We start from the raw sequence: 13,077 nt of genomic DNA on the forward strand, positions 1-13,077 counted from the left end.
GCCGGTCCGCCCCGTCACCGCACGAGCAGGCGGGGCGGGACCGGCGCAGGACTCAGGCCCCGCGCTCCTCGTTGATCGAGTTCGCTCCGTCGACGACGAGCAGCTGGCCCGTGATGTAGGACGCGCTGCGACCGGCGAGGAACGCCACGGCGGCCGCGACCTCGGCGGGGGTCCCCGAGCGCCCCACGGGGGTGGCCGCCCCCATCGCGATCTCGTGCTCGCTCGCGGACGACGTGGCGATCCACCCGGGCGCGACAGCGTTGACGGTGACGCCGGCCGCGGCGACGTCGACCGCGGCGCCCCGGGTCAGCCCGAGCATCCCGGCCTTGGCGGCGTGGTAGGCGACGTCGCCGGTGTAGGCCATCACGGGACCGGAGATCGACGCCACGTTCACGATGCGGCCGTATCCGGCGGCTCTCATCGCGGGCACCACGGCTCGCGTCATCCGCATCGCGGTGGTGAGGTTGCGGTCCAGGGACATGGCCCACTGGTCGATGGTGATGTCGTCGATCGAGGCGGGGGAGTCGGCCGTGGACACCGAGGTCATGCCGGCGTTGTTGACCAGGACGGTCGGCTCGCCGAACGCGCGGCGTGCGGCCTCGAGCACCGCCTCCACCCCGGGCTGCCCCGTCAGGTCGGCCGCCACCCCGTGGGCGTCGACGCCGGCCCGTCGGAGCTCGGCGACGCGCTCCTGGATGCGCTCGGTCGTCGAGGTGACGACCACGCGCATGCCGGCGCGTCCGAGCAGGAGTGCTGTCGCGGCGCCGATCCCCTCGGGGCTTCCCGCTCCGGTGACGATGGCGATGTCGTTCGAGTCGGTCATGGGTTCTCTCTCTTCAGGCGGGGGTGGATCTCGGAGGCGTTCGGGCGGTCGTCAGTCGGCGGACTCGGCGGAGGCCTCGTCGCGCGCGTCCAGCATGAGGAACTGCGTGCCCTTCCGGGGCCGGAGGTACAGGGCGTAGTAGATGTAGCCGGCGACGACGATCCCCGCCGCGACACCGAGGCTGATCCACTGTGCGGGGTCGAAGAGCCCGATCCCCACGACGGCCACGATGACGACGAGCGCGACGAGCGCGGGCAGCGGCCACAGCGGCATGCGGAACAGCCCCGCCTCCTGAGCGCCGGGGCGGCGCCGCACCACGATGGCGGCGACGGCGATGAAGGCGAAGCCGGTGACCACGAGGGAGCCGGAAGCGTTGGCGAGCACGGTCATCGGGATGAGGCAGCAGACGCCGGAGACGACGCCCATCACGATCGTCGCGATGCGCGGCATGTGCGCCGACCCGGAGACACGGGACAGCGGTTTGGCGAGGAGCGGCGGCATCGCCCCGTCGCGTGCGGCGACGTAGAGCAGCCGGCCCGCCTGCAGGCTGAGGGCGATGTTGGCGTTCAGGATCGCGAGGGCCATCGACAGGAGCACGAAGACCGCGACAGCGTGCCCGGCTCGCTGCTCGAGGAAGGCGTGGACGGGCAGGTCGGAACCGACGAGCCCCTCGATGGACTGCGCCCCGAGCATGACGGCGGTGAGAGGGATCACCTCGAGGACGACGGTGATGACGGCCGACCACAGCACCGCCCGCGGGATGCTCAGCCGCGGGTTCCGGGTCTCCTCGGCGAAGTAGACCGCACCGCCGAAGCCGAACTGGGCGAAGACGCCCTGCGTCACCACGAGGACGAGGCCCGCGATCCCCACGGGCGCGAGCGCGCCGCTGTCGTTCATCGCCTGCGGACTCAGCAGGTCGGTGAGCGGCCGCTCGATGTGGAGGAGGCCGAGTGCCGTCAGCAGCACCAGAGCGACGACCTCGACGAGCAGGAACGTGCCGGTCACCCACGCGTTGGTGCGGATGTTCAGGCAGGACACGACGGTGGCGACGAGCGTCACGGCGAGTGCGGTGACGATCGGGTCCATCCCGGCGACCGTGACGCCCATGTAGTCGGCGACGCCGAGAGCGAAGACGGCCTGCGACAGCGGAAGGGCGATCAGGCCCAGGAAGAAGACGGCGCTTCCGGAAGCCGGTCCGAGCGTCCGGCTGACCAGGGCGTAGTCGCCGCCGGCGATGGGGTGGCGGGAGCCCAGCTCGGCGTAGCAGAGGGCCACGAGCAGGCTGATCACTCCGCCGACCAGGAATCCCCAGAAGACACCCGTGCCGTAGGTGGCCAGGGCGGCACCGCCGAGGATGAACACGCTCGCTGCCGGCGAGATCGACGAGAGCGTCAGCAGCACGTTGCCGCTCACCCCGAGAGAGCGCTCGAGCGCCTTCGGCGGGATCGGGGCCTCGCCCAGGACGGGGACGATAGGGGTCTGGGACATGTGCGACCTTCTTCTCGGCGGGGCGCCAGGATTCTTTGACATCTGCGTCAAAGAATCAGGAGCGACAGTGACACGGCGCGCCGGTACTGTCAACAGGTGGCTCGTCATCGTGATCAGGCGGCGCGGCGGAACGCCCTCATCGAGGCGACCTACGCCGCTGGTCTCGAACGCGGCCTGCGCTCGCTCTCGCTGACCGACGTCGCGAAGCAGGCGGGCCTGACCCGAGGCGCGGTGCTGTACTACTACGACGATCTCGACTCGCTCCTGGTCGAGGCGCACGCGGCAGGTGTCGCCCGCTTCTGCGACGACCGCGACGCACGCGTCGCCGCCGAGTCGGACCCGCGGGCCAAGCTCGGGGTCGCGATCCGCTCCGGCCTGCCGTCGGGCCCGGACGATGCGCTGATGCGGCTGCTCCTCGAACTCGACGTCCTCGCCGGCAGCTCCGACCTGCACGAGGAGCTGATGCAGGAGCTCAACCGCCGGCAGTCCGCGACGTACTTGAGCATCGTGACGGCCGGCGTCGAGAACGGCGCATTCACTCCGACCCTCGGAGCGGAGCTCGTCGCCCAGACCTTCGTCGCCCTCGAGGACGGCTACGGGATCCACATCGTCGCCGACCGCGTCACCACGCACGAGGAGGCTCTGCGGGCGATGACCGCCGTCGCCGCGCAACTGGGATGCCCCACCGGGTGACACCGGTGCCGGCCGCGGCGCCGGTTGTCGGAGCGCGAGCGGATGTGCTTCACTCTCCCCCGCATGCGGGGAAGGTCCGGGACTGCATCGCCCCGCCCCCGCCTGCTCCCCTGCGGCTCCGGCCCGCGCTGGCACGACGACGTGACGAGAGGCCCCCGATGACGACACGAGCATCCGAGAACCCGAGATCCGACGAGCCGGCGGAGGGGATCGCCTGCGCGAATCGGGACCGGCTCCCCGAGCGCGTCCCGCTCGACCGCGGGAGCGACCGCGCATGACGTACGTCCGCATCCTGCCCAAGAACGAGGCCGCCGAGTCGCGCATGACCGAGAGCGGCGACGCCGTCATGGACCTGCTGTTCGCTGCGGCGAAGGAGATCCTCGGGATCCCGGACGACGACATCATCGTGGAGTCGAACCGGAGCACCACGATCTCGTTCAACCGGTCGGCTGTGCAGGCGGACGTCGCGCCCGACGTCGTCCTCACCTTCGCGACCAGCGACCACCACCTCGAGCCGCTCTTCCCGGCCCTCTGCGACCGGGTGGTGAGCGACTGGAACGACCTGTTCGAGGACGTCAAGCTCGAGGTCTGGGTGAGCCTGATCGGCGCGTCGGGAACGAACATCGACGTGGGATGACCGCGACCTGAGCGGAACCGCGGTGTCGACGCGATCCTGCACTGCGCGCGAGACGGTCGGCGCGCGGCGAGCGGAGGCTCCGCTCGCTCGCCGCCGTCGAGGCGGGCTCCTCGGGGGTCGGCGGCGCTCTTGTGCGCCGAGCCGCCGGGGTCCACCATCGAGCGACGGCCCCCGCCCGGGGCGGCCGCACCCGACGGGTCAGGGGCGCCATGCGGTCGCGAGGTCTGCTCTTCTGCCTGATCCCGCCGATCCTCTGGGGCGGCATGCTCCCGGTCGCGGACAGCATCGCGGCGACGGTCGACTCCTTCTTCATGACCCTCATCCGCTACACGGCCGCCGCGGTCGTCCTCGCCCTTCTGCTCGCCCGGGCGGAGGGGCTCCGCGCCTTCCGGCTCGACGGCCGCGGGTGGCGGCTGGCGCTGCTCGGCGCCTCCGGATTCGCCGGCTTCGGCCTGCTCGCCTTCACGGCTCTGCGGTTCACCTCGGCCCCGAACGTCAGCCTGATGATGGGGATGATGCCCGCGATCGGCGCAGTGCTCGCGAGCATCGGCGCGCGTCGCCTGCCGCCGGCCGCCACCGTCGGCTGCATCCTGCTCGCGCTCGCCGGAGTCGCGCTCGTCGTCACCCGCGGCGACGTCGCCCTCCTCCTCGACGGCGAGCTGGGGTTCGGCGAGCTGCTCGCCCTGCTCGGCGCGATCTGCTGGGTCGTCTACACGCGCGGAGCCGCGGCGTTCCCCGGCTGGTCGGCGCTGCGGTACTCGACGCTCACCACCGCGCTCGGCTGCCCCTCGATCGCCGTCGCGGTCGCCGTGGCGACGGCCACCGGCTCCGCGCACCCGCCGACCGGAGCCGAGGTGCTCGCGGCCTGGCCGCAGCTGGCCTACCTGATCCTCCTGGCCGGCGTCGTCGCCGTGCTGCTGTGGAACGCCGGCATCAAGCTGCTCGGCGCCCTCAACGGCACGCTCTTCCAGAACCTCGTCCCGGTCACGACCTTCGCGATCAGCATGGCGGGCGGCTACCGGCCGGGGCCCGTCGCCCTGCTCGGCGCGGCCATCGTCGTGACGGCGCTGCTGCTCAACAACTGGGCGACGCGGCGCGCGGCCGCGGTCGCCGCGCGTCCCGCGGCGGTGCCGGCTCCGGTGCGCTGAGCGCACCGCGGGAGCCTCCCGCTCGGGGCGGTCACTGGTCGGAGTTGCCGGCCCAGCGGACGGAGCCCTGCGCCTCCTCCTTGCTGATCGGGGACACGGTGCCGCAGTGCGAGCACTCGAGCAGGTAGCGGGTCGAGACGGTCAGGACGGGGACGAAGAAGAGCGAGAGGCGCGTCCGGCGGCGAAGGATCCGCTGCTCGTCGCGCTGCCCGCAGACGCGGCAGACGAAGACGAGCGTCCGGAGGAGGTCCTCGACGGCTCGAGTCCCGAAGATGAGGAGCATGCGTCCGAGCGTAGGGAGCAGGGCGCGCTCGGCGGAGGGGGTTGCCGGGGCGCCGTCGCCGCGTAGCGCCGGGCGCAGACGACCACGGCGAGCGCCGTCTCGAGCAGGTCGCCTCCGTAGAACAGCAGGAGCGCCGCCTGGCGTCCGGTCTCGTCCGGCGCCTCCGCGTAGAGCACGGTCGCGAGCAGCGCGTGCGCGGCGATGCCCGCTCCGAGCACGCCCAGGCGCAGGCCGAACGGGGCGCGGTGCGGGTTCGGATCGACTCCGGCGAGCGCCGCCGTCAGCAGGCAGCCGCTGAGGAGGAAGTGCAGGCCGAGTGCGAGGTGCAGCAGCGGGTCGGCGTGCGCGGCGGCGAGCAGTCCGGTCGCGTGCACGAGCCAGAGGGAGCCCGTCGAGAGCAGGAGCGCCGTCACGGGGTGGGCGAGGAGACGGGCCGGGCGGCTCCGGAGCAGCCGCGAGAGCCGCCGGGCAGCCGTGACGTCGAGCGCGCGCAGGGCCAGGGTGACGGGGGCCGAGAGCACCAGGAGGAGCGGCGCGAGCATCCCGAGGACCAGGTGCGTCAGCATCGCCCCGCGCGGATCCGCGTGCGACCACTCCGCGAGCGGACCCGCGAAGCAGAGCGCCGCGGTCGCGAGCCCGCCGAGGAGCAGGGCGGTGCGGTGGAGCGGCCACGGCCGTCCGCTCCGCCGCTCGAGTGCCGCGGCGCCCCCTCCGAGTGCCGCCGCCGCGGCCAGCGGGACCAGGAGCAGCAGGCCCGGGTCGAGCAGGGAGTGGTCGGCGTGCGGGGTCACGCCGTCGCGCGCCGTCGCCGAGGCAGGAGGAGGAGCCCCGCCGCGAGCAGCACCGCTCCCGAGGCGATCCAGGCGGAGTCGTAGAGGAGCAGGTCGACGTCGTAGCGCACCTGGTGAACGCGGAGCAGCTTGTGGTCGACGACTCCGTCCCACAGCTGGAACAGCCCGGCCCCGGTGAGCCCCGCGGCCCACGCCGTGCGCGGACGCAGAGCGGATCGGCGCCGGGCGTCGGCGAGCAGGAAGCCGCCGCCGACGAGCGCGAGGAGCTCGGCCGCGTGCAGCAGCCCGTCCGAGAGCAGGCCGATCACCGGGGTGGAGCGGTCGTAGAAGTGGTGCCAGGCGAGGATCTGGTGGAAGACGATCTCGTCGACGGCCGCCATGAGGCCGACTCCGATCAGGAAGGCGCCCTGGAACGCCCTGTCGCCGCGGAGTCCCCGACGACGCATCCGGTCCCCTCCCGATCGAGTGCCGGGGCCCCGGGATCCCGAGACCCCCGCGCCTCCTCCCGAGGCCCCGCCTTCAGGGAAGCGGACGCGCGGATCGCGGCCTAGAGGGTTGACTCCTCGCGCCCGCGCCGGTCGTGCTCCCCCTTTGCTACGGGCTTAGCCGACGAGGCGCAACCCCGCGCGAGGGGCGCTCCCGTTCGGGAGAGTGGAGGCATGCAGCAGCTGACCTACGCCTCCAAGAGCTTCGTGACGACCGACGCCGTGACCGAGGCCCTCCTCGACCTGGTGACCGCGATCGACCGCCAGGAGCACTCCGAAGCGGTCACGGTCCCGGCGTTCACCGAGGACGGCGAGCTCATCGAGGCGAAGATGACGCTCGACGCGAGCAGCGAGCTCGTCGCCGTCCCCGTCGAGGTCTCCATCAAGGACGAGGAGTCGACCACCGGCGCCGTCGAGGCCGCCGTCGAGGACATCCGCTCCCGCATCAAGAGCAACCGCGCCACGATCGCGCGCCCCGTGATCGACGAGGACCCGGAGCCCTACAACTACGAGGAGTTCTGAGCAGCGCCTGCGGGCCTCAGCATCTCCGCACCTCCGCACTGAGGTGCCCGGATGTGCTCACGACACGTCGGAACTGTCGGCCGATCCGAGCACCTCAGCGCCGGTCCTCGCCCTGCGCCTCTTGACCGGCGGCACCGCAGGGAGTCGGATGAGGGCGTGCGCGCGCTGGTCCCCGTCTCCGATCCGTGGTCCGTCGACGGGAGCGGGCGGACGGACGACGGGCCCGTCGACGACCTCTCGGTCCGCGCCGAGCGGGACGGCGGCTCGTACTCGGTCCGCACGCTGCGGCTGACCGGTGTCCGCCTCGGGCCGCGCGGCTCGGTGCACGGAGTGGTCACCGACCCGGTCGCGACGGCCGCGCTGGCGATCGGCTCGCTCCTCCTCTCGGCCATCCCCGCCGGCCTGCCCGGGGACCGGACGCGAGCGGCGATGGTGGCGGCGGAGGCGCGGGCCCAGGAGCTGGCCGCCGACCGGCCCGCGTGGGACGTGAGCGCCCTCCCCCTCGACGGGATCGACTACGCCCTGTTCACCCGGACCCTGCCCGAGGGCGCCGTCGCGCACGCCGACCTCGGCTGGGCCGTCGTCGCGCTGTGGAGCACAGGTCCGCTCCCCCGGGGTCCCTTCCACCTGCTCGACATCCCCGACGAGGCCGCCCAGCGCTGAGTCGCCCGGATCGGCTCGCGACACACCGCAGCGGGGGGGCCGATCCGGGCGACTCAGCGAGCGGATCCGCGCAGGACGGCGCAGGGTCACGCGCCCGCGACCGTGGAGCCGCGCACCAGCAGCTCGGTCGGCAGCAGCGTCACGCGCTGCACCTCCTCGCCGGCCAGGAGGCGCACCAGCACGTCCGCCATCGCCTCGCCGAGGCCCGTGGAGGGCTGGCGCACCGTGGTGAGGCGCGGCTCGCTCGCCTCGGCGAAGTAGTCGCCGTCGAATCCCGCGAGCGCGATGTCGCCCGGCACCGTGAGGCCGCGCTCGCGCAGCGCCGTCAGGGCGCCCGCCGCCATCTGGTCGTTGGAGGCGAAGACCGCGTCGATCGGCCGGCCGGAGTCGAGCAGGCGGCGCATCGCGGTCGCGCCGTCCTCGGGCGAGTAGTCGCCGTACTCGACGAGCGAGTCGTCGAGGCCCGCGGCGGTGACGGCCGAGCGCCAGCCGGACAGGCGGTCGATCGCGGCGGGCATGTCCTGGCGGCTCGCGATCATCGCGGGGGCCGTGCGGCCGAGGCCCAGGAGGTGCTCGGTGACCGTGCGCGCCGCTCCGGTGTTGTCGACGTCGACGAAGTAGCTGCCGCCCTCCTCCGTCAGCGGCCGCCCGCCGAAGACCACGGGGAGCGAGGCGCCGAGCTGCGCGTAGGAGTGGTCGCCGCTGTGGTGCGAGACGACGAGCGCGCCGTCGACGTTGCCGCCGAGCAGGTAGCGCCGCGTCTTCTCGGGCGCCGCCTCCGACGCGATCACGATGGTGAGCGTGTACTCGGTGCCGGCGAAGGCCATCGCGGCCCCCTGCACCACCGAGGCGAGGAACGGATCCGCGAACACCTTCGCCGCCGACTCCGGCACCACGAGCGCGACGGTCTGCGTGCGGCGGCTGGCGAGGGAGCGCGCGGCGCGGTTGGGCACGTAGCCGAGCTGCTCGATCGCGGCGAGCACGGCCGTCCGGGCGCCGTCCTTCACGCGCGGGGAGTCGTTGACGACCCGGCTGACCGTCGCGCGGGAGACTCCGGCCAGCGCGGCGACGGCTTCGAGGGTCGGGGCGGCCGAGGCGGTGTCGTGGGTCATGCAGGCCTTCCTCGCGGGTGCCTCCGAGGCTAGCCGAGCGCCGGAGGAGCGGGCTCGTGCGGGGCGTCCGCGGCGCGAAGGGGCGCGGATCGCGGCCATTCGGGGGTGATGCGGGCCGCCGGACCGGGCCGATGGAGCGAGTCCGCGGCGTGAGAGGGCGCGGATCGCGACCGTTCGGGGTGGCGTAGCGCGGTCGGGGGCGCCGCCTCGGCGATGGCCGACACGACCGGCGCGCAGCGATCGATCGCCCGCCGCCGGCAGCAAGCCGCCCCCGTGACGGTCAGCGCCCGCGACGGAAGCGCGCGAGGAGTCTCCGGAGCCGCTCGGCCTGCCGGTCGGTGAAGTCGTTCGACAGCCGGAACGCCTCGCTCGTCGGATCCGCCCCGTTCGCGACGTCGCGGATGGCGCGCAGCGCCTGCTCCGACGGCGTCGGCCCGTCCTCCGGACGCGGCTGCGCCGGCCCGCTCGAGGGATGCTCGTCGCGCCGGTCCTTCGGCTCCATGTCGCCTCCTCCGCGCCAGCCTAGGCGGCGGGAGGTCGGGCCAGGAGGCCCGAACGGGGCGTGATCGTCGGGATCCTGCGCGGCAGCGGTCGGGATGCGCCGAGCACGACGACCGTCCGGGTCGCGAACCCGCCGGCCGCTCAGTCCACGGCCCTATCTTTCCCCACAGCCCCCGACCCCCGGACCCGGAGCGCCACGGCCCCGGGCCCGAGGCCCCCGTCCCGCGGTCCGATGTCCCCCGACCCGGTCCCGCGGGAGTCTCCGGGCGTCAGCCCTTCACCGCTCCGCTCATGATGCCCGCGATGAGCTGGCGTCCGGCGAGCAGGAACAGCACCAGCAGCGGGATCACCGAGAGCACGGCGCCGGCCAGCACGATCGAGTAGTCGACGTAGTAGCCCGACTGCAGCTGCGCGAGCGCCGTCTGCAGGGTGGGATTCGTGGGGCTGAGGACGATCAGCGGCCAGAGGAAGTCGGTCCAGGCCATCATGAACGTGAAGAGCCCGAGGATCGCCATCGCCGGTCGCGCGGCAGGGACGGCGACGGTGAGGAACGTCCGGAACTGGTTCGCTCCGTCCACGCGCGCCGCCTCGATCAGCTCGTCCGGGATCACGTCGACCAGGTACTGCCGCATGAAGAACACGCCGAACGCGGTGACCAGCGTCGGCACGATCACGGCGCCGAGCGAGCCGGTCCAGCCGAGCTGCCGCATCAGGATGAACAACGGGATGATGCCCAGCTGCGTCGGGATCGCCATGGTCGCGACCACTCCGATCATCAGGCCGTCGCGCCCGCGGAACCGCAGCTTCGCGAAGGCGTAGCCGGCGAGCGTCGAGAACGACACGACCGAGAGCGTGATGATCCCCGAGACGATGATGCTGTTCAGCAGCGCCGTCCAGAACGGGATCGCGGTCAGCACCTGCGAGGCGTTGGCGAGGAAGTTGCCGCCGGGGACGAGCGGCAGGGTCTCGCTGCGGGTCGCGTTCGAGCCGCTCGCCACGACGAACGACCACCACAGCGGGTAGGTCGAGCCGAGGATGAAGGCGCTCAGCAGCCCGTAGGTGAGGAAGCCGGGCCGGTCGACGCGGCCGGCGCGGGAGGCGCGGACGCGGCGCACCGGGAAGGCGGCGGAGGTGGCGGGGGCGGTCATCGCTCGCTCTCGTTCTGGCCGAGGCCGGTGGTGGTGAGCAGGGGGTCCGCGGCGGCGATCTCGTCGGCGGTCGCGGGGCGGGCGGAGCGGCGCTTCGAGCGCTGCGAGATCCGGTTCTCGACGGAGGCGATCCGCCGCGAGATCGCGAAGTTCAGCAGGCCGATCAGCACGATCAGGAGGAACAGCAGCCACGCGATCGCGGCCGCCTCGCCGAAGTTCTGGCGGAAGAACGCCATCTCCCAGAGGTAGAGGACGGTGGTCTGGAACTGCCGGTCCGAGCCGCCGATGCCGCCCGCGTTCGACACGTCGAACAGGCGCGGCTCCGCGAAGATCTGCAAGCCGCCGATGGTGGCGGTGATGATCACGAAGATCAGGGTCGGCCGGATGCTGGGGATCGTGATCGAGCGGAAGCGGCGGAACGCGTTCGCCCCGTCGATCGCGGCCGACTCGTGCAGCTCGCGCGGCACGGCCTGCATGGCGGCGAGGAGGATGAGGGCGTTGTAGCCGGTCCAGCGCCAGTTGACCATCATCGCGATCGCGACGTGGCTGGCGAGGCGGTCGTTGGTCCACTCGATCGGGCTGATGCCCACGAGGCCGATCAGATTGTTGATCAGGCCCTCCTGGTCGCTGAAGACGCTCGAGAAGATCAGCGCGACCGCGACCGGCGAGACGATGTACGGCAGCAGGACGCTCATCCGCCAGAAGGTGCTGGCCCGCAGCGCCTGGTCGAGGGCGGCCGCGAGCAGCAGCGCGACGGCGAGCTGCGGGATCGTGGAGAGCAGGAAGATGCTCAGCGTGTTGACGATCGAGTTCCAGAAGAAGCGGTCGCCGAGCACGGCCGCGAAGTTGGCGAACCCGACGAAGTCGCCCTGGCCCTGCAGCAGCTGCCAGTCGTAGAGCGACACGACGAGCGTGTAGACCAGCGGGAACGCTCCGGTGAGCGCGAAGAGCAGGAAGAACGGCGAGATGTAGAGGTAGGGCGAGGCCTTCACGTCGAAGCGGCTCGCGCGCTGGCGGAAGGTCAGCGGGAGTCGGGGCGCCGGGCGCCGCTTCCCCGCGGGGGGCGTCGCCGTGGTCGGCGGGGTGAGTGTGCTCGTCATGGCGCTCTCTTCGAGGTCGAGTCGGAGTCGGAGGGGATGCGGCGGGGCCGGAGTCTCTCGTGCGGCGGGGCCGGCCGGGAGGAGTCGCGGGCGGCGGGGCCGGAGAGGCCTCGGCCGGCGGGCGGCAGCGTTTCTCCCGTGCGGCGAGGCGGCCCGGGATGCGGGCGGCCCGGCCGCACGGGGACCGGGAGGTCCGGTGGCGGCCGGACCTCCCGGATCGGGTGGGCGTCGTCCCGGAGGCGTCAGCCCCCGGGCGTCGGCCCGACCGGATCAGTCGACGAGCTCACCGAGGAGCTGGAGCGCCTCGTTCCAGCCCTCCTTGCCGTCGATCTCGCCGCGGTCGACCTTCTGCAGGACCGGTCCGAAGACGTTCTCCTGGATCAGCGAGTCGTCCGGGCCCTTGTACTGGGCGACGACGCCCTCGGCGCGCTGCGCGAGGATCGCGCCGGTCGGGGAGTCGTTCATGCCGGGGTCGGGAGCGGCCGCCGAGGCGAGCTCCTCCTGCGCGTCGAGGGTGCTCGGGAACGGTCCTGCCGCCTCGAACGCCTTCAGCTGCTGCTCCGGCTCGCTGAGCCACGACGCGAGCGCGGCGGCCTCAGCGGGGTGCTTCGACTGGGTCGGGACCGAGAGGAACGAGCCGCCCCAGTTGGCGGGGCCGCCGGGGAAGACGTCGGCGAAGTCCCAGCCGGTGGCCTCGGCGTTCCCGCCGCCGGCCTCGACGTTGCTCTTCAGCGTGCCGAACATCCAGCCCGGGCAGACGAAGGTGGCGAAGGTCTGGTCGGTGAACGACTTGCCCTTGTTCCAGTCCCACGCCTTCTGCGCGGCCGAGAGGCCGGAGGCGGTGGCGTCGGTCAGCTGGCCCCAGCGCTCCTCGAGCTCCGGGTTGCCCTCGATGTTCAGCTCGCCGTCGGAGGTGTAGTACCCCTCGGGCAGCTGGTTGACCATGGCGTTCCAGACGAATCCGGAGTGGTCGAACCAGGCCTTGCCGGTGGCGTCGTGGTACTTCTGGCCGGCGGCGAAGTAGTCGTCCCAGGTCGCGTCCGGTCCGCCGAGCATCTCGGCGACGGCGGCGCGGTCGGTGGGCATGCCGGCGGCCTCGAAGGCGGCCGTGTTGTAGCAGAGGCCCTCGGGTCCGATGTCGGTGCCGTAGCCGATGACGCGTCCCTCGGGGTCGGTCGCCTGCTCGTACTTCCAGTCGACCCAGTCGGCCTTGCGGTCCTCGATGCCGTGGTCGCGCAGGTCGACGAACTGGTCCGAGACCTCCATGACGGAGCCGAGCCAGCCCTCCTCGATGGCGACGACGTCGGCGAGCCCGGAGCCGGCGGCGAGCTTGGTGAACGCGTCGGTCCGCGCGTTGCCGCCGGTGTCGATGTTGTTCGGGACGATGGTGATCCCCGGGTTGGCGTCCTCGTACTCGTCGTAGAGCTCGTCGAAGCCCATGGCGTTGAACGTGGTGACGGTCAGCTCGATCTCGCCGCCCTCGGAGGCGTCGGATCCCGACGAGCATCCGGTGACGATCAGGGCGAGGGCCGAGGCGCCGGCGATCGCCGCGGCGATCCTGGTGCGTCGTGAATAGGGCACGGTCACTCCTTCGTGATGGTGGTGGGGCACCCCTGAGAGCGCTCTCACGCGTGCTGTTCCGCGTATGTGAGAGCGCTCTCACGAGGTGTGCGGCGAGCTTAC

At 72.6% G+C, this 13,077-nt stretch carries 14 protein-coding genes; 5 read left to right on the forward strand and 9 right to left on the reverse strand.

Annotated elements, in window-relative coordinates; translation table 11 throughout:
* Nucleotides 1-52: 52 nt before the first annotated feature.
* Together GSU40_RS16340 and GSU40_RS16345 are read right to left on the reverse strand one after the other, a co-directional pair.
* On the reverse strand, nt 53-823 hold the full coding sequence (locus tag GSU40_RS16340) for an SDR family NAD(P)-dependent oxidoreductase (protein WP_160035923.1): 771 nt from the start codon (nt 821-823) through the stop codon (nt 53-55).
* 51 nt (nt 824-874) lie between these two features.
* Entirely contained in the window at nt 875-2,311 is a 1,437-nt protein-coding gene (locus GSU40_RS16345; RefSeq protein ID WP_160035925.1) for an APC family permease, read from the reverse strand.
* 96 nt (nt 2,312-2,407) lie between these two features.
* On the opposite strand from GSU40_RS16345, the gene GSU40_RS16350 reads away from it, so the two are divergent.
* The 3 genes from GSU40_RS16350 (at nt 2,408) to GSU40_RS16360 (ending at nt 4,789) form a co-directional block, all read left to right on the forward strand.
* On the forward strand, nt 2,408-3,004 hold the full coding sequence (locus GSU40_RS16350) for a TetR family transcriptional regulator C-terminal domain-containing protein (protein WP_160035927.1): 597 nt from the start codon (nt 2,408-2,410) through the stop codon (nt 3,002-3,004).
* Between the two features lie 274 nt (nt 3,005-3,278).
* A complete protein-coding gene (locus GSU40_RS16355) occupies nt 3,279-3,641 on the forward strand; it encodes a hypothetical protein (RefSeq protein ID WP_160035929.1) in 363 nt (120 codons plus the stop codon).
* 209 nt (nt 3,642-3,850) lie between these two features.
* Nucleotides 3,851-4,789: a DMT family transporter gene (locus tag GSU40_RS16360; protein ID WP_104257493.1), complete on the forward strand. Its 939-nt coding sequence runs from the start codon at nt 3,851-3,853 to the stop codon at nt 4,787-4,789.
* Between the two features lie 141 nt (nt 4,790-4,930).
* On the opposite strand, the gene GSU40_RS16370 is transcribed toward GSU40_RS16360, so the two are convergent.
* Together GSU40_RS16370 and GSU40_RS16375 are read right to left on the reverse strand one after the other, a co-directional pair.
* Nucleotides 4,931-5,863: a cytochrome c oxidase assembly protein gene (locus tag GSU40_RS16370; RefSeq protein WP_160035931.1), complete on the reverse strand. Its 933-nt coding sequence runs from the start codon at nt 5,861-5,863 to the stop codon at nt 4,931-4,933.
* Nucleotides 5,860-6,309 (reverse strand): DUF2243 domain-containing protein, encoded by a 450-nt coding sequence (locus tag GSU40_RS16375; RefSeq protein ID WP_160035933.1) that lies wholly within the window; start codon nt 6,307-6,309, stop codon nt 5,860-5,862. The genes GSU40_RS16370 and GSU40_RS16375 overlap by 4 nt, the downstream gene beginning before the upstream one ends.
* Before the next feature lie 213 nt (nt 6,310-6,522).
* Here GSU40_RS16375 and GSU40_RS16380 point away from each other — a divergent pair, with 213 nt between their 5' ends.
* Nucleotides 6,523-6,870 carry a hypothetical protein gene (locus GSU40_RS16380; RefSeq protein ID WP_104223965.1) on the forward strand — a complete coding sequence of 116 codons (348 nt, stop codon included), beginning with the start codon at nt 6,523-6,525 and terminating at the stop codon, nt 6,868-6,870.
* 156 nt (nt 6,871-7,026) lie between these two features.
* Nucleotides 7,027-7,533 carry a hypothetical protein gene (locus GSU40_RS16385; RefSeq protein WP_160035935.1) on the forward strand — a complete coding sequence of 169 codons (507 nt, stop codon included), beginning with the start codon at nt 7,027-7,029 and terminating at the stop codon, nt 7,531-7,533.
* An 86-nt stretch (nt 7,534-7,619) separates the two neighbouring features.
* Here the strand turns inward: GSU40_RS16385 and GSU40_RS16390 are convergent, their stop codons facing one another.
* The 5 genes from GSU40_RS16390 to GSU40_RS16410 form a co-directional block, all read right to left on the reverse strand.
* A complete protein-coding gene (locus tag GSU40_RS16390; RefSeq protein WP_104223963.1) occupies nt 7,620-8,645 on the reverse strand; it encodes a LacI family DNA-binding transcriptional regulator in 1,026 nt (341 codons plus the stop codon).
* A gap of 280 nt (nt 8,646-8,925) precedes the next feature.
* Nucleotides 8,926-9,147, reverse strand: coding sequence for a hypothetical protein (locus GSU40_RS16395; protein WP_160035937.1), 222 nt, complete (start codon nt 9,145-9,147; stop codon nt 8,926-8,928).
* A 268-nt stretch (nt 9,148-9,415) separates the two neighbouring features.
* Entirely contained in the window at nt 9,416-10,294 is an 879-nt protein-coding gene (locus GSU40_RS16400) for a carbohydrate ABC transporter permease (RefSeq protein ID WP_104274034.1), read from the reverse strand.
* A complete protein-coding gene (locus tag GSU40_RS16405) occupies nt 10,291-11,394 on the reverse strand; it encodes a sugar ABC transporter permease (protein ID WP_160035939.1) in 1,104 nt (367 codons plus the stop codon). Before GSU40_RS16405 ends, GSU40_RS16400 begins: the two co-directional genes overlap by 4 nt.
* 270 nt (nt 11,395-11,664) lie before the next feature.
* A complete protein-coding gene (locus tag GSU40_RS16410; RefSeq protein ID WP_160035941.1) occupies nt 11,665-12,975 on the reverse strand; it encodes an extracellular solute-binding protein in 1,311 nt (436 codons plus the stop codon).
* Nucleotides 12,976-13,077 lie beyond the last annotated feature (102 nt).

The sequence above is a fragment of the Rathayibacter sp. VKM Ac-2805 genome, assembly GCF_009834265.1.
Taxonomy (GTDB): domain Bacteria; phylum Actinomycetota; class Actinomycetes; order Actinomycetales; family Microbacteriaceae; genus Rathayibacter.